Below are 20,361 nucleotides of genomic sequence, written 5' to 3' on the forward strand. Positions count from 1 at the left end.
TTATTGGCCCTCCTTGAGCACATCCGGCAGGTAGGCGCGGTGAAAACCATTGAACGACGGGCTCGGCGGCTGGGCCTTGTGCAGCGGCCAGGCGCGGCTGCCGAGGCTGGCGGCGCCGTCGATGCGCAAGGTGCTGCCGCTGACGAATGCGGCGGCGGGGCTGAGCAGGAACACAATCGCCGCGCTGACTTCCGATTCGGTGCCGATGCGCTTGAGTGGCACATGTTCGCGCAGGGTCGGGATCACTGCCTTGAATGCGCCTTCGTAGGTGTCCATGCCGCTGGAGGCGATCCAGCCCGGCGCCACTGCGTTGACCCGCACCCCGGCGTAACCCCACTCGAACGCGGCGGTCTTGGTGAAGTTGTCCATCCCCGCGCGCGCCGCGCCCGAGTGGCCCATGCCGGGCATGCCGCCCCACATGTCGGCGAGCATGTTGACGATGGCACCGCCGTGTTTGCTCATCGACTGATTGAACACTTCCCGCGCCATCAGGAAACCGCCCACCAGATTGGTGCGCAACACGGTTTCAAAACCTTTTTGATTGATCGACGCCAGGGGCGAGGGGTATTGGCCGCCCGCATTGTTCACCAGGCCGTGGATCGGCCCGTGCGCTTCGATGACCTGGCTGACCAGCGCCTTCACTGCCTCTTCATCGCGGATATCACAGGCCTGCCAACTGGCGCGGCCGCCGTCCTCGCTGATTTCCTGGGTGACCTGTTGCAGTTTTTCCGGCTTGCGCCCCACCAGCACCACATGGACGCCGAGTGCCGCCAGCTCATGGGCGGTGCAACGGCCAATCCCGCTGCCGCCGCCGGTGACGATAATGGTTTGCCCCTGGAACAGGTCGGCTTTGAAGATCGAGTCGAAGGCCACGGCAGGAGTTCCTTAGGTGAGTTGATCGGCGAGGTGACGGGGCACGGCAATCGGGATTTCCAGCAGTTGCTGGGCAAAGGCCTTGCCTTGCGGGTCGATGCGCAGGCTGGCGATACCGCCGCCGCCCAGGGCGTTTTCGAGGAGGAAGTTGAGGCTGTGGCTGCCGGGCAGGTACCAGCGCTCGACGCGCCCGTGCAGCGGGTCGAGCACATGGCTCATCCAGTCGACGATCACCTCTGGGGTCAATGCTTCGGCGATCCACGGCAGGTATTCGGGCCGCCGCGCAATCACGCCAATATTGCTGTGATTGCCCTTGTCACCGGAGCGCGCCACGGCCAGTTTGACCAGGGGCACGCTGGCATCGGCGCGGCCTTCGGGCTTGGGCGGGTCGAGGGGCGCGCGGGGCGTACCCAGGGCCGCGCTGGCAGGCAGTTCGCAGGGGTGGGACTGGCCCTGGAAGTCGACGCTCAGACGGCACGCGCTCTTGTCGATCAGGAATGAAAACAGGCGGATCAGTGGGTACACCGTGGGCCTGCCGCCGACAATGCCGGTCAGGCCCGGCGCCATGCCGGTGGCTGCCTGGGCGATTTCCCGGGCGAACAGCACCAGCGCCTGTTTGCTGGGGTGGCGCACCGCCAGCTTGAGCACCACTTCGCGGCAGTCCTGGCGCCGGGCGTGGGCGCCGTAGGTGGCTTCGCTGCCGAGCAGTTCAATGTTGACCTCGCTGTAGGGCGCCCAGCCGCGTTGGCTGAACAGCTGCGAGGTCTTGTTGATGATCGCCTGGCTGACCCGCTCGGCCTTGGCCACCGCATCGATGCCGGCTAGCAGGCAACTGGCGGTGCAGCGAAAACCGTCGGGGTAGGTGGCGCTGACTTTGTACTGGTCGGTGGGTGCCAGGCCCTTGGCGCCGCGCAGGCGCACGCGGTTTTCGCCTTGTTGTTCCAGGGTGACCTGGCTGAAGTCGCAGATCACATCCGGCAGCAGATAGGCGCGCGGGTCGCCGATTTCATACAGCAGTTGTTCGGCGACGCTCAGTTGGCTGATCAGGCCGCCTGTGCCCGGCACTTTGCTGACAGTGAACTGGCCGTCGGCGCTGACTTCGACAATCGGAAAACCGATGTGCTCGTAGTCCGGCACCTGGCGCCAATCGGTGAAATTGCCGCCGGTGCACTGCGCGCCACATTCAATGATATGCCCGGCCAGCGCGGCCTGGGCCAGGTGGTCGTAGTCCTGCCACGCCCAGTTGAATTCATGCACCAGGGCCGCGCTGACCACCGCGCTGTCCACCACGCGCCCGGTGATGACGACATCGGCGCCCAGTTGCAGGGCCTGGACGATGCCCGGTGCGCCAAGGTAGGCGTTGGTCGACACGCACATCGCCGGCAACGGCGCGCCGCTGAACATATCCTCGATGCCCTGCAGTTGCTTGAACTGTGGTTGCAGGTCGTCGCCCAGCACCACGGCGATTTTCAGCGGCACCCGGGCCTGGTCGCAGGCGGCCTGCAAGGCGGCGGCGCAGGCCTTGGGGTGGATGCCACCGGCGTTGCTGATCACCCGGATGCCCTGGCGCTGGATATCGCCGAGCAAGGGCGCCAGCACTTCGATGAAATCCGTGGCGTAGCCGGCCTGGGGGTCTTTGATCCGCGCCCCGGCGAGGATCGACATCGTCACTTCCGCCAGGTAGTCGAATACCAGGTAGTCCAGCGCGCCGCCTTGCACCAACTGCGCGGCGGCGGTGCTGGTGTCGCCCCAGAATGCACTGGCGCAGCCGATACGAACGGTCTTGTCCATGGGAAGTCCTTCTCTGGAAAATCGCTGGGTCGAGACTACCAAGCAAGCGCTTGGTTTGTAAACTGGGAGCACAACTTCTGCCCAAGCGCTTGCTTGGGTGGCTGTCACGGCCTAAATTGCCGGCCATGACGCAATCAAAGTAGTTGAGGAGAGCAGCATGGACGAGCAAAAAGCCCTGGAGGTAATGCGCAGCATGGTGGACGGCGGGCAACTGACCGACCCCGACAGCGCCCGGGGCAAGCTGCTGCAGACCGCGGCTCACCTGTTTCGCAACAAGGGTTTTGAACGCACCACCGTGCGTGACCTGGCCAGTGCGGTGGGGATCCAGTCCGGCAGCATCTTTCACCACTTCAAGAGCAAGGACGAAATCCTGCGGGCGGTGATGGAAGAAACCATCCACTACAACACCGCGATGATGCGCGCCTCCCTGGCCCAAGCGAGCAACGTGCGCGAGCGGGTGCTGGCGCTGATTCGCTGCGAGTTGCAGTCGATCATGGGGGGCAGCGGCGAAGCCATGGCGGTGCTGGTGTACGAATGGCGTTCGCTGTCGGCAGAAGGGCAGGCCCAGGTGCTGGCGTTGCGCGATGTCTACGAAGACATCTGGCTGCAAGTGCTGGGCGAGGCCAAGCAGGCGGGTTATATCAAGGGCGACGTGTTTATCACCCGGCGTTTCCTGACCGGGGCGTTGTCCTGGACCACGACCTGGTTCCGCGCCCAGGGCAGCATGACCCTCGAACAATTGGCCGACGAGGCGTTGCTGCTGGTGCTCAAGGCCGATTAGGCGGGGAGCGCAGGTCATTAATTGTCGGGTAGAAAGTTGTCTCTACAGACAAAAACGCCTAGCTTAGCGAGATTCAGATTTGAACGGTGCGTGCCTGATGTTTTCGCCATGGCGGCTGGCTGCAGGACTTACAGTGTTGGCGATGGGCACCTTGTGGCAAACGCAGGTTTGGGCGGCCCAATTGGTACGGATCGGTGCCGCGCATTTTCCGCCGTATACCGTGCGCCCGGAGCAGGGTGCCGACACCGGGTTGCTGCCGCAACTGCTGGAGGCACTGAACCGTGCGCAGAGCGACTACCAGTTTGTGCTGGTACCCACTTCCATCCCCCGGCGCTTTCGTGATTTCGAGCAGGGTCGGGTCGACATGGCCATCTTCGAGAACCCGCAGTGGGGATGGCAGGATATTGCCCATACCAGCGTTGACATGGGCCTGGAGGACGCCGAGATTTTCGTCGCCCAGCGCCAGTCCGGTCGTGACCAGGCGTATTTCGCCGACCTCAGGGGCAAGCGCCTGGCGGTGTTCAGCGGTTATCACTACGCCTTTGCCAACTTCAACCCCGACCCCAAGGCCATGGCCGCGCAGTTCAACGCCACGTTGACCTATTCCCATGACAGCAACTTGCTGATGGTCACCCGTGGCCGCGCGGATATCGCCCTGGTGACGCGCTCCTACCTCAGCGACTTCATGGTGCGCAATGTCGACACCGCCGGGCAGTTCCTGGTGTCGGAGCGCATTGATCAGGTCTACCACCACTACGCATTGCTGCGGCCCAAGGCGGCGATCAGCGGCCCGGCGTTTGCCGCGTTGCTCAAGGGCCTGCGCGACAGCGGCGAACTGGTGAAGATCTTCGAACCGTACCGCATCGATGTGCTGCCGGTGGCTGACGCGCCCTGATCGCGACACCTGCGCCTTAAATTTTTGCGGCTGGTTCACGTCACTTCGTCTAACTGTCGACGATTACCGTGAGCCCCTTCCATGCCCAATCCCCAAGATTTGTCAGCCCTGCCACTGCCGGCAGGGCCCGCCCTGAACGCAGATGAAAGCGATAGCCGCCTGACCCTGACCCTTGCAGGCCAGCCCCTGGTGCGCCTGCGCCTGGAGCGCGGCGACGCGTTGCACCTGCATTTGCAAAACCCCGCTGAGGTGCCGTCGGTACAGGCCGTGTGGGCCGCGTGTTACTGGCTGTTTGCACGGGAGCCTGGGCGCCAGCAACTCTTCTGGCACCTCGAACACGCCCCGGATGAGGCCCTGCGCAGCGGCCTGCTGCTGGCCACGGACGTGGCGGGGCAGTTGCGTTGCGAGCGCACGCTGTTCTGGCAATTGCCACAGCCCTGGCTGGGCCAGCCGTCGAGCGGTGCCTATCCACAGCAGATGATCTTCAGCATGGGCAAGCGCCACCCGCTGCGTGCGCCCAAGCCGCAGGGTGAAGTCTACCGACGTTTTGACGCACGCCTGGGCGCGTGGATCTCACTGCGCACGCTTGAGATCGATGTGGACCTGGCTCGCTTCAATCGCTGGCAGAACAGCGCGCGGGTCGCCAACTTCTGGCAGGAAAGCGGCAGCCTGGAGCAACACCGGGACTATCTGCACAAGCTTGCCGCCGACCCGCATACCCTGACCCTGATCGGCTGTTTCGACGATGAGCCCTTTGCCTATTTCGAGGCGTATTGGGCCAAGGAAGATCGCATCGCGCCGTTCTATGAGGTGGACGACTACGACCGCGGTATCCACATGCTGGTGGGGGAGGAGCATCATCGCGGGCCGCACAAGGTTGCCAGTTGGCTGTCGGCGCTGGTGCACTACCTGTTTCTCGACGACCCGCGCACCCAGCGCGTGGTAGCCGAGCCCAGGGCCGACAATGGGAAGATGATCGGGCATATGCAGAACCAGTGCTTCCACTGCGAGAAGGAATTCGATTTCCCCCACAAGCGCGCGGCGCTGATGATTCTGGGGCGGGAGCGGTTTTTTGAGCGGTGTGGGTTGGCTTGAGATCTTCGGGGCAATGAAGATCAACTGTGGCAGCGGACTTGTCGGATCGCCGCATCGCCGCGAAGACGTCGGCCCAGCAAACATTGATGTTGCCTGACCCACTGCTTTCGCGGCGATGCGGCGATCCGACAAGCCCGCTCCCACACAAGCTCACCCCTCATTGCATTTGCCCGGTGGTCAGACCCGTCGGGCAAAGGTATCGCTATGGGTTCCCGACACCTTGCGACAGTGCACCAGCGCATCGCGGATCATAAAGTTGACCAGGGTCGGCGACACGCCCAGTTCCTTGGCGATGTCCTTCTGCGGCACGCCATGCAGGCGGTACATCTCGAACGCGTAGCGCGTGCGCTGGGGCAGTTCGGTCAGGGCGTCGGCGATGTTTTCCAGGGTGGAAAAATTGATGTGCGAGGTTTCCGGTGAAGCGCCATGAATAACCACATTCAAGCCTTCCTCTTCCGTCCCGGAATATTTCAGTTCCAGGGCCTGTTTACGGTAGTGGTCGATAGCCAGGTTGCGCACGATCTGGAACAGATAACTCAGCTGCGCCTTGAACGATGAGGTGATCTGCGGCGCCGATTGCAGTCTGAAGTAGGCGTCCTGCACTACGTCTTCGGCGCGGGAACGGCAGCCGGTAATGCGCGCCGCGATCTTGACCAGGATCAGCCGGTTATCGACAAACGCCTGGAGTAACGGTGAATCGCACCTGCTTGTGGATACTTGTTCCGTCATGGAAATCACCTTGCTGCAAATGAGGTTAGTGGAGGGCATCCCTGCTGAGGCCTCCTACACATCGGGCAACAAATTATTCTTAATGATAATGATTGTCAAATGAGAAGTGGAACTAATCTTATACCGAAATGCAAACTGTGAGGTGCATCTCTTTGTGTGCGGGCCCCGGCCTGCAGACTAATTATTTTGCCGTGCCATCCGTTCTCATTGGTGACAGGCCAGCCAACACGCCGGCCATGGATTTGCACCCGGAGGACGACGACATGCGTTTGTATCGCGAGAACCCAGCGTTCCAGGCAGGGGTGGTCTGAGATGAGCACGTCGACCCGCTTGCGCCTGTTTTGCCTGCCCTATTCGGGCGCCAGCGCCATGTTCTACAGCCGCTGGCGCCGGGCGTTACCCGAGTGGTTGCAGGTGTGCCCGCTGGAGTTGCCAGGGCGTGGCATGCGCATGGACGAACCCTTGCAGCGCGATATCAAGGCGCTCGCCGCGCAATTGGCCGGCGAGATCAGCGCCGAACTCGATGGCCCCTATGCCTTGTTCGGCCACAGCCTCGGTGGCCTGCTGGCGTTCGAGCTGGCCCACGCCCTGCGCGAACGCGGCCTGCCTGCGCCGCTGGCGTTGTTTGCCTCGGCCACCGCCGGCCCGGCGCGCCGGGATGTCAGTGAATACGCCGAGGAAAAAGACGACACCCAACTGATCGAGCGCCTGCGCACGCTCAAGGGCACCCCCGAGGACGCTCTGGCCAACCGCGAGTTGATGCAGCTGACATTGCCGATCCTGCGCGCCGACTTCCTCTTGTGCGGCAGCTTCCAGTACGGCGAGCGCGAGCCGCTGTCGATGCCGATCCATGTATTTGGTGGCAAGCAGGATGACGTGCGCGCCGACGAATTGCTCGACTGGCAGGAAGACACTGCCAGCGGTTTCTCCCTGGACATGTTCGAGGGGCACCACTTCTTCCTGGTGCAGCAGCAAAGCTCGCTGCTGCGCTGCGTGCGGCGCTACGCCGACGAACATTTGACCCGCTGGCGCCATGGCGCTGCACGGCGGGCGGCCCTGGCGACCGGCTGAACACGCCGCCACACGCCCACGCCCTCTATCCCCGATTTCCCCGTAAGCCGATTTCAGGCAGGAACCCCTCATGATGGACGCCTTCGAACTTCCCCGTACCCTGGTCCAGTCCCTCCAGCGCCGTGCCGCGCAGACCCCGGACCAGGTGGCCCTGCGCTTCCTGGCCGAGTCCGCCGACGACACCGTGGTGCTCAGCTACCGTGACCTGGACCTGCGCGCCCGCACCATCGCCGCCGCCTTGCAGGCCTCGGCCGGCCCGGGCGAGCGTGCGGTGCTGCTGTTCCCCAGCGGCCCGGATTATGTCGCGGCGTTCTTTGGTTGCCTGTACGCCGGGGTGATCGCGGTGCCGGCCTATCCGCCGGAGTCCACCCGCCGTCATCACCAGGAGCGGTTGCTGTCGATCATCGCCGATGCCGAGCCAACCCTGTTGCTGACCAGCAGCGGCTTGCGCGACGCCCTGGGGCAGATCCAGGCAGCGCCGCCGTTGCTCTGCGTGGATGAACTGCACAGCGAACTCGCCGCCGATTGGGTTGCGCCACACCTGCAGGACGACGATATCGCCTTCCTGCAATACACCTCCGGCTCCACCGCCTTGCCCAAAGGCGTGCAAGTCAGCCACGGCAACCTGGTGGCCAACGAATTGCTGATCCGTCGCGGCTTTGGCATCGACCTCAACCCCGATGACGTGATTGTCAGCTGGCTGCCGCTGTACCACGACATGGGCCTGATCGGCGGTCTGTTGCAACCGATCTTCAGTGGCGTGCCGTGTGTGTTGATGTCGCCCGCATACTTCCTCGGCCGCCCCTTGCGCTGGCTGGAAGCGATCAGCCAATACCGCGGGACCATCAGCGGCGGCCCGGATTTCGCCTACCGCCTGTGCAGCGAGCGGGTCAGCGACTCGGCCCTCGAGCGCCTCGACCTGAGCCATTGGCGCGTGGCCTATTCCGGCTCCGAGCCGATCCGCCTGGACACCCTGGAACGCTTCGCCGAGAAATTCGCCCGATGCGGCTTTACCCCCAGCAACTTCTTTGCCTCCTATGGCCTGGCCGAGGCGACTCTGTTTGTCGCCGGTGGTACCCGTGGCCAGGGCATTCCGGCCTTGCGCCTGGACGAACAGGCGCTGGCCGCCAACCGGGCGGAGCCTGGGCAGGGCAGTGCGATCATGAGCTGCGGCAGCAGCCAGCCCGAACATGGGGTGCTGATCGTCGAGCCCCATACCCTGGCCGAACTGGCCGACAACTGCATCGGCGAAATCTGGGCCACCGGCCCGAGCATTGCCCACGGTTACTGGCGCAACCCCGAAGCCACCGCCAAGACGTTCGTGCAGCACGCCGGTCGCACCTGGTTGCGTACCGGTGACCTGGGCTTTATGCGCGGCGGCGAGGTGTTTATCACCGGGCGCCTGAAAGACCTGCTGATCGTGCGCGGGCACAACCTGTACCCCCAGGACATCGAGCAAACCGTCGAGCGCGAAGTGGAAGTGGTGCGTAAGGGCCGTGTCGCCGCGTTTGCGGTGAATGACCAGGGCCTGGAAGGCATCGGCATCGCCGCAGAAATCAGCCGCAGCGTGCAGAAAATCCTGCCGCCCGAGGCCCTGGTCAAAGCCATTCGCCAGGCCGTGGCCGAGGCCTATCAAGAAGCGCCGTGCGTGGTGGTGCTGCTCAATCCCGGCGCTTTGCCGAAAACCTCCAGTGGCAAGGTCCAGCGCTCGGCCTGCCGCACCCGCTTGGCCGATGGCAGCCTCGACAGCTACGCGCAGTTCCCTGGCCAGGCCGTGCAGGCGAGTGATGAGGCGCTTGCGTCGGGGTTGCAACAGCAGATCGCCGCGATCTGGTGCGAACAGTTGCAGGTCGCACAAGTGGCGGCCGATGATCACTTCTTCTTGCTCGGCGGTAACTCCATCAGCGCCACCCAGGTAGTCGCCCGCCTGCGCGAGACCCTGGGCCTGGAACTCAATTTGCGCCTGCTGTTCGAGGCGCCGGTGCTGGCTGATTTCGCCGCCAGCGTCGGCCAATTGCAACAGGACGGTGGCGTGGCCCAAGGCGCAATCAGCGCTTTGTCACGCCAGCAGGATATGCCGCAATCCCTGGCGCAGAACCGCCTGTGGATCACCTGGCAATTGGACTCGCACAGCAGCGCCTACACCATCCCCGGTGCCCTGCGCCTGCGCGGCGAGCTGGACGAAGACGCGCTGCACGCAAGCTTCGCGCAATTGGTCCAGCGCCATGAGGCGCTGCGCACACGTTTCTATGAGCGCGACGGCCAGGCCATGCAGTGTGTCGATGCCCAGCGCGAGTTTGCCGTGCAAGTCATCGACCTGCGCGACTTGCCCGTGGCCGAGCGTGAAGCCCGCGCCGCGCAGATCCGCGAGGACGAGGCGCGCACCCAGTTCGACCTGGAACAGGGCCCGCTGCTGTGGGTCACCCTGTTGCGCCTGGACGATGAAGATCATCAGTTGCTGGTGACCCTGCACCACATCATTGCGGACGGCTGGTCGCTGAATGTACTGCTCGACGAATTCTCGCGCCTCTACGCCGCCGCGTCCCAGGGCCAGGCCCTCGAGCTGCCGGCCCTGGCCGTGCAGTACGCCGACTACGGCAGCTGGCAGCGCCAATGGCTGGCCGAAGGCGAGGGCCAGCGACAGTTGGCGTACTGGCAGCAGCAACTGTCGCACGACCATCCCACCCTGAGCCTGGCCACCGACCACCCGCGCTCGGCCCAGCACCGACGCAGCGCTTCACGCTACAGCGTGCGCCTGGATGTAAGCCTCGGCGCAGCCATCCGCCAGACCGCCCAGGCCCACCAGGCCACGCCATTCGTTCTGTTGCTGGCGGCGTTCCAGAGCCTGTTGCACCGCTACAGCGGCCAGCGCGATATCCGTATCGGCGTGCCCAACGCCAACCGGGGGCGCCATGAAACCCAGGGCCTGATCGGCTTCTTTATCAATACCCTGGTGATGCGCGCCGAAGTGGATGGGCGCCTGCCGTTCAGCGAGCTGCTGGCGGCCACCCGCCTGGCAGCCACCGAGGCCCAGGCCCATCAGGACTTGCCCTTCGAACAACTGCTGGAAGCCTTCCCGCAAGCCCGTGAGCAAGGCCTGTTCCAGGTGATGTTCAACCATCAGCAGCGTGATCTCGGCGCCTTGCGCCGCCTGCCGGGCCTGCTGGCCGAAGAACTGCCATGGCACAGCCGCGAAGCCAAGTTCGACCTGCAACTGCACAGCGAAGAAGACCGCAATGGGCGCCTGAGCCTGTCGTTCGACTACGCTGACGAACTGTTCGACGCCAGCACCATCGCGCGTCTGGCCACGCATTTCGTCAACCTGTTGCAGGCGGTCTGCGCGCAACCGCAGCAGTCCGTGGGCGACCTGGCACTGTTGCAGGCCGACGAACACGCCGAGCAACGCCATTGGAGCGAGGCACCCTGCGCGCCGGCGCAGTGCCTGGTGCCGGAGCAACTCAACCAGCACACCGACGAGCGCACCGCCCTGGTCTGGCACGGCGCTAGCCTGACCTTTGGCCAACTGCACACCCAGGCCAACCGCCTGGCCCATTACCTGCGTGACAAAGGCGTCGGCCCGGACGTGTGCGTGGCGATTGCCGCCGAGCGTTCGCCGCAATTGCTGATTGGCTTGCTGGCGATCCTCAAGGCCGGCGGCGCCTATGTGCCGCTGGACCCGGACTACCCGGCCGACCGCTTGGCCTACATGCTGGCCGACAGCGGCGTGCAATTGCTGCTGACCCAGACCCACCTGCTGCACCAGTTGCCGGTGGCCGCGGGCGTGTCGGTGATCGCCATGGACAGCCTCAAGCTCGACAGTTGGCCGACCCAGGCGCCGGGCCTGCATCTCAATGCCGACAACCTCGCCTATGTGATCTACACCTCCGGCTCCACCGGCCAGCCCAAGGGCGTGGGCAATACCCATGGGGCCCTGGCGGAGCGTTTGCAGTGGATGCAGGCCACCTACCAGTTGGATGAAAGCGATGTGCTGATGCAAAAGGCACCGATCAGTTTCGACGTGTCGGTATGGGAATGCTTCTGGCCGCTGATCATTGGTTGCCGCCTGGTCCTGGCCGGTCCCGGCGAACATCGTGACCCCCATCGGATTGCGCAACTGGTCCAGGAACATGGGGTGACTACCCTGCATTTTGTGCCGCCCCTGTTGCAGCTGTTTGTCGATGAGCCGCTGGCGGCCGAGTGCACCAGCCTGCGTCGGGTATTCTCCGGTGGTGAAGCCTTGCCCGCCCAATTGCGCAATCGCCTCCTGGCGCTACTGCCGGCGGTGCAGTTGCACAACCGCTATGGGCCCACCGAAACCGCGATCAACGTCACCCATTGGCACTGCCAGCGTGCCGATGGCGAACGCTCGCCGATTGGCCGCCCCTTGGGCAATGTGATTTGCCGGGTGCTGGACGAGCAATTCAACCTGCTGCCCGCAGGTGTGCCGGGTGAGCTGTGCATCGGCGGCATCGGCCTGGCGCGCGGTTATCTGGGGCGTGCGGGGCTGACCGCCGAACGGTTTGTTGCCGACCCACTGGGCGCGGCCGGCGCACGTCTGTACCGCACCGGCGACCGCGTGCGCTGGGCGGCCGACGGGGTACTGGAGTACCTCGGGCGCCTGGATCAGCAGGTCAAGCTGCGCGGGTTTCGGGTCGAACCGGAAGAAATCGAGGCGCGGTTGCTGGCCCAGGACGGTATCGCCCAGGCGCTGGTGCTGATCCGCGACACCGCCGGCGGTGCGCAGTTGATCGGTTACTACACAGCCAGCGGCGAGTTGGATGAGCCGGACGTGAAAGCCGCCCTGGCCGCCGAATTGCCGGAGTACATGGTGCCGGCACAACTGATCCGCCTCGACGTCATGCCCCTGAGCCCCAGCGGTAAAGTGGACCGCCGTGCCTTGCCGGAACCGGTGTGGCAGGTGCGTGAACATGTGGAGCCGCAAACCGCCCTGGAACAGCAGATCGCTGCGATCTGGCGCCAGGTCCTGGGCCTGCCGCGCATCGGCCTGCGCGACGACTTCTTTGCCCTTGGCGGCCATTCGCTGCTGGCCACGCAGATCATCTCCCGCACACGCCAGGCCTGTGATGTGGAGCTGGCGCTGCGCACCTTGTTCGAAGCCAGTGAGCTGGGGGATTTTGTCGAGCAGGTGCGGCGGATCCAGGCCAGTGGCCAACGCAACCAGCAGACCGCGATTGGCAAGGTGGACCGCCGCCAGGCGGTGCCGTTGTCCTATTCCCAGCAGCGCATGTGGTTCCTCTGGCAAATGGAGCCGGACAGCCCGGCCTATAACGTCGGCGGCATGGCGCGTTTGCGCGGGGTGCTGGATGTGGGGCGTTTCGAGGCAGCGTTGCAAGCCCTGATCATGCGCCCCGAAACCCTGCGCACGACCTTCCCAAGTGTCAATGGCGTGGCCCAGCAGAAAGTCGCCGCGCAAAGCAGCGTACGCATGAGCTGGCAGGATTTTTCGGCGCTGCACGAGGCTGAGCGTCAACAGCGCTTGCAGCAACTGGCCGATCAGGAAGCTCACAGCCCATTCAACCTGGAAACCGGGCCGTTGTTGCGCGCCTGCCTGGTCAAGGCGGGCGAGCAGGAGCACTACCTGGTGCTGACCCTGCACCATATCGTCACCGAAGGCTGGGCCATGGACATCTTTGCCCGTGAACTCAGCGCGCTCTACGAAGCCTTTATCGATGAGCGCGAATCGCCCCTGGAACCGTTGCCGGTGCAGTACCTGGACTACAGCGTGTGGCAGCGCCAATGGCTGGAGGCCGGTGAGCGCCAGCGCCAGCTCGATTACTGGACCACGCAGTTGGGCAACGAGCATCCGCTACTGGAACTGCCCGCCGACCGGCCACGCCCGGCGGTGCAAAGTCACCAGGGCGAGCTGTACCGCTTTGACCTTGGCGATGAACTCGCCGCCAAGCTGCGCGCCTTCAATGCCGAGCATGGCCTGACCCTGTTCATGACCATGACCGCGACCCTGGCGACGCTGCTCTACCGCTACAGTGGCCAGACCGACTTGCGCATCGGTGCGCCGGTGGCCAACCGCATCCGCCCGGAAAGTGAAGGGCTGATCGGTGCGTTCCTCAACACCCAGGTACTGCGTTGCCAGCTCGACGGGCAGATGCGTGTCGCTGAGTTGTTTGAGCACGTGCGTCACACCGTGATCGAAGGCCAGTCCCATCAGGACCTGCCGTTCGACCACCTGGTGGAAGCCCTGCAACCGCCGCGCAGTGCTGCGTATAACCCGCTGTTCCAGGTGATGTGCAACGTGCAGCGCTGGGAGTTCCAGCAAAGCCGGCAATTGGCCGGGATGACGGTCGAATACCTGGCCAACGACGCGCGTGCCACCAAGTTCGACCTCAACCTGGAAGTCACCGACCTCGACCATCGCCTGGGTTGCTGCCTGACCTACAGCACCGACCTGTTCGACGAGCCGCGCATTGCGCGCATGGCCGCCCATTGGTGCAACCTGCTGGAGGCGCTGATCGCCGATCCGCAACAGCGCCTGAGCGAGCTACCGCTGCTGCAAGTCGATGAACAGCGCGCCCTGCAAGACAGCCTCGGCATCGAGGCCGGCGAGCATCGTCTCGACCAGTGCATCCATCATCTGTTCAGCGCCCAGGTGCAAGCCCGTCCGGATGCGCCTGCGCTGACGTTCGCCGGCCACACCCTCAGCTACCGCGAGCTGGACAGCCGCGCCAATCGCCTGGCCTGGATGCTGCGCGAGCGTGGGGTGGGCCCGCAGGTGCGGGTCGGCCTGGCGCTGCCGCGGTCCCTGGAAATGGTCATTGGCCTGCTGGCGATCCTCAAGGCCGGTGGCGCCTATGTGCCGCTGGACCCGGAATACCCGCTGGACCGCCTGCACTACATGATCGAAGACAGCGGCATCGGCCTGTTGCTCAGCGATGCGGCGATGTTCGAGGCCCTTGGCGAGTTGCCCGCCAGCGTCAGTTGCTGGTGCCTGGAAGATGACCTGCCGGTGCTCGCCAACTACCCGGCCAGCGACCTGCCGGCGATCAGCCTGGCGCAGCATCAGGCGTACCTGATCTACACCTCCGGTTCCACCGGCAAGCCCAAGGGCGTGGTGGTGTCCCACGGTGAAATCGCCATGCATTGCCAGGCGGTGATCGAGCGCTTTGGCATGCGCCCCGACGATTGCGAGCTGCACTTCTATTCGATCAACTTCGACGCCGCCACCGAGCGTCTGCTGGTGCCGCTGCTCAGTGGCGCGCAGGTGGTGTTGCGCGCCCAGGGTCAATGGGATGCCGAAGAAATCTGCGGGCTGATCCGTGAGCATCGCATCAATATCCTCGGTTTTACCCCAAGCTATGGCAGCCAGTTGGCGCAATGGCTGGCCACGCAAAACCAGACCCTACCGGTGCGCATGTGCATCACCGGCGGCGAGGCGCTGACTGGCGAACACCTGCAGCGCATCCGCGCGGCGTTCCAGCCGGCGCTGTTCTTCAATGCCTATGGGCCGACCGAAACGGTGGTCATGCCCCTGGCCAGCCTGGCCCCCGAGGTGCTGGAGGAGGGCGCCGCCAGTGTGCCGATCGGCAGCATCATCGGCGCGCGCGTTGCCTACATCCTGGATGCCGACCTGGCGCTGGTGCCCCAGGGTGCCACCGGTGAGCTGTACGTGGGCGGCGCTGGCCTGGCCCAGGGTTATCACCAGCGTGCGGGCATGACCGCCGAACGTTTTGTAGCCGACCCGTATGCCGATGGCGGACGGCTCTACCGCACGGGCGACCTGGTGCGCCAACGCGCCGATGGCCTGGTGGAGTACCTGGGGCGGATCGACCATCAGGTGAAAATCCGTGGTTTTCGCATCGAGCTGGGCGAAATCGAAACCCGCCTGCTTGAGCATGAAGCGGTCCGTGAGGCGGTGGTCCTGGCCCTGGATGCGCCGAGTGGCAAGCAACTGGCGGCGTACCTGGTCAGCGATGCCAGCGACCACACCGCCTTGCGCGAGGCACTCAAGACCCACCTCAAGGCGCAACTGCCGGACTACATGGTGCCCGCGCACCTGATGGTGCTCGACAGCATGCCGCTGACCGCCAACGGCAAGCTCGACCGCCGCGCCTTGCCGCAACCGGACCCCGAGGCCAATCGGCAAGCATACGTGGCGCCGAGTAATGAGCTGGAGCTGAGCCTCGCCGCGATCTGGTGTGCGGTGCTCAACGTGCAGCAGGTCGGGCTGCACGATAACTTTTTCGAGCTGGGTGGCGATTCGATCCTGTCGATCCAGGTGGTCAGCCGGGCGCGGCAGGCGGGGATTCACTTCAGCCCCCGCGACCTGTTCCAGCACCAGACCGTGCAGGCCCTGGCCGCAGTGGCCACGCGCAGTGAGCAGATCACTGCCGAGCAAGGTGTGTTGACTGGCCCCTCGGGCATGACGCCGATCCAGCAGTGGTTCTTTGACAGCGAGATCCCGGCGCGTCAGCACTGGAACCAGGCCCTGGTGCTGGCGCCGGTGCAGGCCCTCGATCCCCGTCGCCTGGAGCAGGCGCTGTTGGCCGTGCTGGAACACCATGACGCCTTGCGCCTGAGTTTCACCCAGCGCGACGCGCAATGGCATGCCGAGCATCTGGCCGTGCCGCAAGGCGGCGTGTTGTGGCTGGCCCAGGTGACGGATATGCAGCAGTGCGAGGCGCTGTTCGCCGATGCCCAGCGCAGCCTCGACCTGGAGCATGGCCCGCTGCTGCGCGCCTTGCTGGTGGACGGGCCGATTGGCCAGCAACGCTTGCTGATCGCGATCCATCACTTGGTGGTGGACGGCGTGTCCTGGCGCGTCTTGCTTGAAGACCTGCAAAACGTCTATCGCCAATTGGGCGACGGCCAGGCGGTCAGCCTGCCGGCCAAGACCAGTGCCGTGCGCGACTGGGCCGCCCGTTTGCAGGCCTACGCCAGCAGCGAATCCCTGCGCGAAGAACTGAGCCTATGGCAGCAACAGTTGGCCGGCCCGCCGGTTGCGCTGCCGGTGGACCGGGCGCACGGCAGCATGCGCAATCGTGATGCCGAGACGGTCAGCGTGCGCCTGGATGCCGAGCGCACCCGGCAGTTGCTGCAGCAGGCGCCGAGCGCCTATCGCACCCAGGTCAACGACCTGCTGCTGACGGCATTGGCCCGCGTGCTGTGCCGCTGGAGCGGGCATGCATCGACCCTGATCCAGCTGGAAGGCCATGGCCGCGAAGCGCTGTTCGATGAAATCGACCTGACCCGCAGTGTGGGTTGGTTCACCAGCGCTTACCCGCTGCGCCTGACCCCAGTGGATATCGAGGAGGCCAGCGGGCAGGGCGCGTCGATCAAGGCGATCAAGGAGCAACTGCGTGCGGTGCCCCACAAGGGCCTGGGCTATGGCGTGCTGCGCTACCTGGCCGACAGCACTTGTCGCCAGGCCATGGCGGCGTTGCCGAGCGCTTCGATTACGTTCAACTACCTCGGGCAGTTCGACCAGAGCTTCGACAGCCAGGCGCTGTTCCACCCGCTGGACGTATCTGCCGGCCCGGCCCATGACCCGGCCGCACCGCTGCCCAACGCCTTGAGTGTGGACAGCCAGGTGTACGGCGGCGAACTGGTGCTGCGCTGGACCTTCAGCCGCGAGCGCCACGACCACCAGACCATCAGCGAACTGGCCGATGCCTACCTGGGCGAGTTGCACAGCCTGATCGCCCATTGCCTGCGTGACGATGCCGGTGGCCTGACGCCGTCCGACTTCCCCCTGGCGCACCTGACCCAGGCGCAGCTGGATGCGTTGCCGGTGCCGGCCTGCGCCATCGAGGACGTGTACCCGCTGACGCCCATGCAGGAAGGCCTGCTGTTGCATACCCTGCTGGAACCGGGCACCGGCCTCTATTACATGCAGGATCGCTACCGCATCAACAGCGAGCTCAACCCCGAGCGTTTTGCCCTGGCCTGGAAGGCCGTGATCGCCCGGCATGAAGCCTTGCGTGCGTCGTTCTGCTGGAACGTCGGCGAAGATATGTTGCAGGTGATCCACAAGCCCGGCAGCACGCCGATCGAGTACCTGGACTGGACCGGCACCCCGGCCGAGCAACAGGAGCCACGCCTGCAAGCCCTGCTGAAAAGCGAGCGCGAGGCCGGTTTCGATCTGCTCAACCAGGCGCCGTTCCACCTGCGCCTGATCCGCGTCGGCGAGGCTCGCTACTGGTTCATGATGAGCAACCACCACATCCTGATCGATGCCTGGTGCCGCTCGTTGCTGATGAATGACTTCTTCGATATCTACACCGCCCTGGGTGAGGGCCGCGAGGCACAACTGGCCGCGCCGCCGCGCTATCGCGACTATATTGCCTGGCTGCAACGCCAGAACCTGGCCGAGGCGCGGCAGTGGTGGCAGCAGAACCTGCAAGGGTTCGAGCGCACCACACCGATCCCCAGCGACCGGCCATTCCTGCGGGAACACGCCGGCCATAGCGGCGGCATGGTGGTGGGGGATTGCTATACCCGCCTGGATGAACGCGATGGGGCGCAATTGCGCGAGTTGGCCCAGGCTCATCAACTGACCGTCAATACCTTCGCCCAGGCGGCGTGGGCCTTGGTGCTGCGGCGCTTGAGCGGCGAGCGTGACGTGCTGTTCGGCGTCACCGTGGCCGGGCGCCCGGTGGACATGCCGCACATGCAGCGCACGGTCGGCCTGTTTATCAACAGCATCGCCCTGCGGGTCAAGTTGCCCGAGGACGATCAGCCGTGCAGCGTGCGCCAGTGGTTGAGCGCCTTGCTCGACAGCAATATGCAGCTGCGCGAGTACGAATACCTGCCGCTGGTGACCATCCAGGAGCACAGCGAACTGCCCAAGGGCCAGCCGCTGTTCGACAGCCTGTTCGTGTTTGAAAACGCTCCGGTGGAAGTCTCGGTGCTGGACCGCGCGCAAAGCCTCAACGCGACCTCGGACTCGGGGCGCACCCACACCAACTTCCCGCTGACGGCGGTGTGCTACCCGGGCGATGACCTGGGCTTGCACTTGTCCTATGACCAGCGTTATTTCGATCAAAGCACCGTGCAAGGCATGCTCGCCGAGTTCAAGCGCCTGCTGCTGGCGCTGGTGCAGGGCTTCCATGGCGATATGGCCGACCTGCCGCTGATTGGCGCGCAGGAGCGTGAGTTCCTGGTGGACGCTTGCAACCAGAGCGCCCATGACTACCCGCTTGAGCGCAGCTACGTCGAACTGTTCGAGGCGCAGGTGGCGCAGCATCCGCAGCGCATTGCCGCCAGTTGCCTGGACCGGCAGTGGACCTATGCCGAGCTGAACCAGCGCAGCAATCGCCTGGGCCATGCCCTGGTCGCGGCGGGTGTCGGCCTCGACCAGCCGGTGGCGCTGCTGGCCGAGCGTGGCCTGGATCTGTTGGGCATGATCATCGGCAGCTTCAAGGCCGGTGCCGGTTACTTGCCGCTGGATCCCGGGCTGCCGAGCCAGCGCTTGAGCCGGATCATCGACCTGAGCCGCACGCCGTTGCTGGTGTGTACTGCGGCCTGCCGCGAACAGGCGCAGGCGTTGCTCGAGGATTTTGCCTGTGGCGCGCGGCCGAAGTTGCTGGTGTGGGAGGAGTTGGCAGGTATCGACAGCAATCCTGGGATCTACAGCGCCCCGGACAACCTCGCCTACGTGATCTACACCTCCGGCTCCACCGGGCTGCCCAAGGGCGTGATGGTCGAGCAGCGCGGCATGCTCAACAACCAATTGAGCAAGGTGCCGTACCTGCATTTGAGCGAGCAGGATGTGATCGCCCAGACCGCCTCGCAAAGCTTTGATATCTCTGTGTGGCAGTTCCTTGCCGCGCCCTTGTTTGGCGCGCGGGTGGATATCGTGCCCAACACCATTGCCCATGACCCGCAGGGCTTGCTGGCGCATGTGCAGGCCCAGGGCATCACGGTGCTGGAAAGCGTGCCGTCGCTGATTCAGGGCATGCTCGCCCAGGACCACATCAGCCTGGACGGCCTGCGCTGGATGCTGCCGACCGGCGAGGCGATGTTGCCTGCGCTGGCGCACCAATGGCTGCTGCGTTATCCGGACATCGGCCTGGTCAACGCCTACGGCCCGGCGGAATGCTCGGATGACGTGGCGTTCTTCCATGTCGACCTGGCCTCGACCCGTGGCACCTACTTGCCGATTGGCACGCCGACCGACAACAACCGTTTGTACTTGCTCGACGGCGCGCTGGAGCTGGTGCCGCAAGGTGCGGTGGGCGAGCTGTGCGTGGCGGGCACCGGGGTCGGGCGCGGTTATGTCAGCGATCCGCTGCGCACCGCCCAAGTGTTTGTGCCGGATCCGTTTGGCGCGCCGGGGGAACGCCTGTACCGCAGCGGCGACCTGGCGCGGCGGCGCAGCGATGGGGTGCTGGAGTACGTCGGGCGTATCGACCATCAGGTGAAGATTCGCGGCTACCGCATCGAACTGGGTGAAATCGAGGCGCGCCTGCATGAGCAGCCCGAGGTGCGTGATGCTGCGGTGGGCGTGCAGGAGGGGGTCAATGGCAAACACCTGGTGGGTTACCTGGTGGCGAGCGATGCCAGCCTTAACCCTGGCGAGCGCCTGGACCGCATCAAGCAGCGCCTGCGCAGCGAACTGCCGGAGTACATGGTGCCGTTGCACTGGCTGTGGCTGGAGCGCCTGCCCCTGAACGCCAACGGTAAGCTCGACCGCAAGGCCCTGCCGGCCCTGGAGATTGGCCAGTTGCACAGCGAGGACTACCTGGCGCCGCGCAGCGAACTGGAGCAGACCCTGGCCACGATCTGGGCCCAGGTGCTGAAGGTCGAGCAGGTGGGCGTGCTGGATAACTTCTTCGAGCTGGGTGGGCACTCGCTGCTGGCCACGCAAATCGCCTCGCGGGTGCAGAAGAGCCTGCAACGGGATGTACCGCTGCGGGCGATGTTCGAATGCAGCACGGTGGCAGAACTGGCGACGTACATCGAGGGTTTGGCGGCCCATGACATCAGCGCCGGCACAGTGGACCGGCTGAGTGATTTGATGGCTGAGCTGGAGGGGCTTTAAGCCGGCAAAGGCGGCGCCCGCAGATGCAGCGGGCGGTCCGCCGTTGGTCGGTTATGCGCATTGTCGGTGTGTGAACTGTCAATTCTGACAGTAGGCAAGGCTTGTATTCCA

General features: G+C 64.8%; 8 protein-coding genes. 5 read left to right on the plus strand and 3 right to left on the minus strand.

The genetic code is table 11. From position 1 onward, the window contains the following. Both HBO11_RS19995 and HBO11_RS20000 read right to left on the minus strand, forming a co-directional pair. Positions 1 to 873 carry an SDR family oxidoreductase gene (locus HBO11_RS19995; RefSeq protein ID WP_169952560.1) on the minus strand — a complete coding sequence of 291 codons (873 nt, stop codon included), beginning with the start codon at positions 871 to 873 and terminating at the stop codon, positions 1 to 3. Positions 874 to 885: 12 nt separating this feature from the next. Next, positions 886 to 2,664, minus strand: coding sequence for an acyclic terpene utilization AtuA family protein (locus HBO11_RS20000; RefSeq protein WP_169952558.1), 1,779 nt, complete (start codon positions 2,662 to 2,664; stop codon positions 886 to 888). A gap of 157 nt (positions 2,665 to 2,821) precedes the next feature. Here HBO11_RS20000 and HBO11_RS20005 point away from each other — a divergent pair, with 157 nt between their 5' ends. From HBO11_RS20005 to HBO11_RS20015, 3 genes are all read left to right on the plus strand, one after another. After that, positions 2,822 to 3,445 carry a TetR/AcrR family transcriptional regulator gene (locus tag HBO11_RS20005; protein ID WP_169952556.1) on the plus strand — a complete coding sequence of 208 codons (624 nt, stop codon included), beginning with the start codon at positions 2,822 to 2,824 and terminating at the stop codon, positions 3,443 to 3,445. A 97-nt stretch (positions 3,446 to 3,542) separates the two neighbouring features. Continuing rightward, a complete protein-coding gene (locus HBO11_RS20010) occupies positions 3,543 to 4,340 on the plus strand; it encodes an ABC transporter substrate-binding protein (RefSeq protein ID WP_169952554.1) in 798 nt (265 codons plus the stop codon). A gap of 81 nt (positions 4,341 to 4,421) precedes the next feature. After that, on the plus strand, positions 4,422 to 5,435 hold the full coding sequence (locus HBO11_RS20015) for a GNAT family N-acetyltransferase (RefSeq protein ID WP_169952552.1): 1,014 nt from the start codon (positions 4,422 to 4,424) through the stop codon (positions 5,433 to 5,435). 177 nt (positions 5,436 to 5,612) lie between these two features. Here the strand turns inward: HBO11_RS20015 and HBO11_RS20020 are convergent, their stop codons facing one another. Further along, positions 5,613 to 6,164 carry an RNA polymerase factor sigma-70 gene (locus tag HBO11_RS20020; protein WP_029298131.1) on the minus strand — a complete coding sequence of 184 codons (552 nt, stop codon included), beginning with the start codon at positions 6,162 to 6,164 and terminating at the stop codon, positions 5,613 to 5,615. 312 nt (positions 6,165 to 6,476) lie between these two features. Here HBO11_RS20020 and HBO11_RS20025 point away from each other — a divergent pair, with 312 nt between their 5' ends. Next, a complete protein-coding gene (locus HBO11_RS20025) occupies positions 6,477 to 7,235 on the plus strand; it encodes an alpha/beta fold hydrolase (protein ID WP_169952550.1) in 759 nt (252 codons plus the stop codon). Positions 7,236 to 7,305: 70 nt separating this feature from the next. Next, on the plus strand, positions 7,306 to 20,250 hold the full coding sequence (locus HBO11_RS20030; protein WP_170058943.1) for a non-ribosomal peptide synthetase: 12,945 nt from the start codon (positions 7,306 to 7,308) through the stop codon (positions 20,248 to 20,250). Positions 20,251 to 20,361 lie beyond the last annotated feature (111 nt).

The sequence above is a fragment of the Pseudomonas sp. WS 5010 genome (genome assembly GCF_012985565.1).
Classification (GTDB): domain Bacteria; phylum Pseudomonadota; class Gammaproteobacteria; order Pseudomonadales; family Pseudomonadaceae; genus Aquipseudomonas.

Excerpts from the sequence above, each read along its gene's own strand:
- HBO11_RS20030 (WP_170058943.1), top strand. The coding sequence starts at position 7,306 with ATGATGGACGCCTTCGAACTTCCCCGTACCCTGGTCCAGTCCCTCCAG.
- HBO11_RS20020 (WP_029298131.1), bottom strand. The coding sequence starts at position 6,164 with ATGACGGAACAAGTATCCACAAGCAGGTGCGATTCACCGTTACTCCAG.
- HBO11_RS20000 (WP_169952558.1), bottom strand. The coding sequence starts at position 2,664 with ATGGACAAGACCGTTCGTATCGGCTGCGCCAGTGCATTCTGGGGCGAC.
- HBO11_RS20005 (WP_169952556.1), top strand. The coding sequence starts at position 2,822 with ATGGACGAGCAAAAAGCCCTGGAGGTAATGCGCAGCATGGTGGACGGC.
- HBO11_RS20015 (WP_169952552.1), top strand. The coding sequence starts at position 4,422 with ATGCCCAATCCCCAAGATTTGTCAGCCCTGCCACTGCCGGCAGGGCCC.
- HBO11_RS20010 (WP_169952554.1), top strand. The coding sequence starts at position 3,543 with ATGTTTTCGCCATGGCGGCTGGCTGCAGGACTTACAGTGTTGGCGATG.
- HBO11_RS20025 (WP_169952550.1), top strand. The coding sequence starts at position 6,477 with ATGAGCACGTCGACCCGCTTGCGCCTGTTTTGCCTGCCCTATTCGGGC.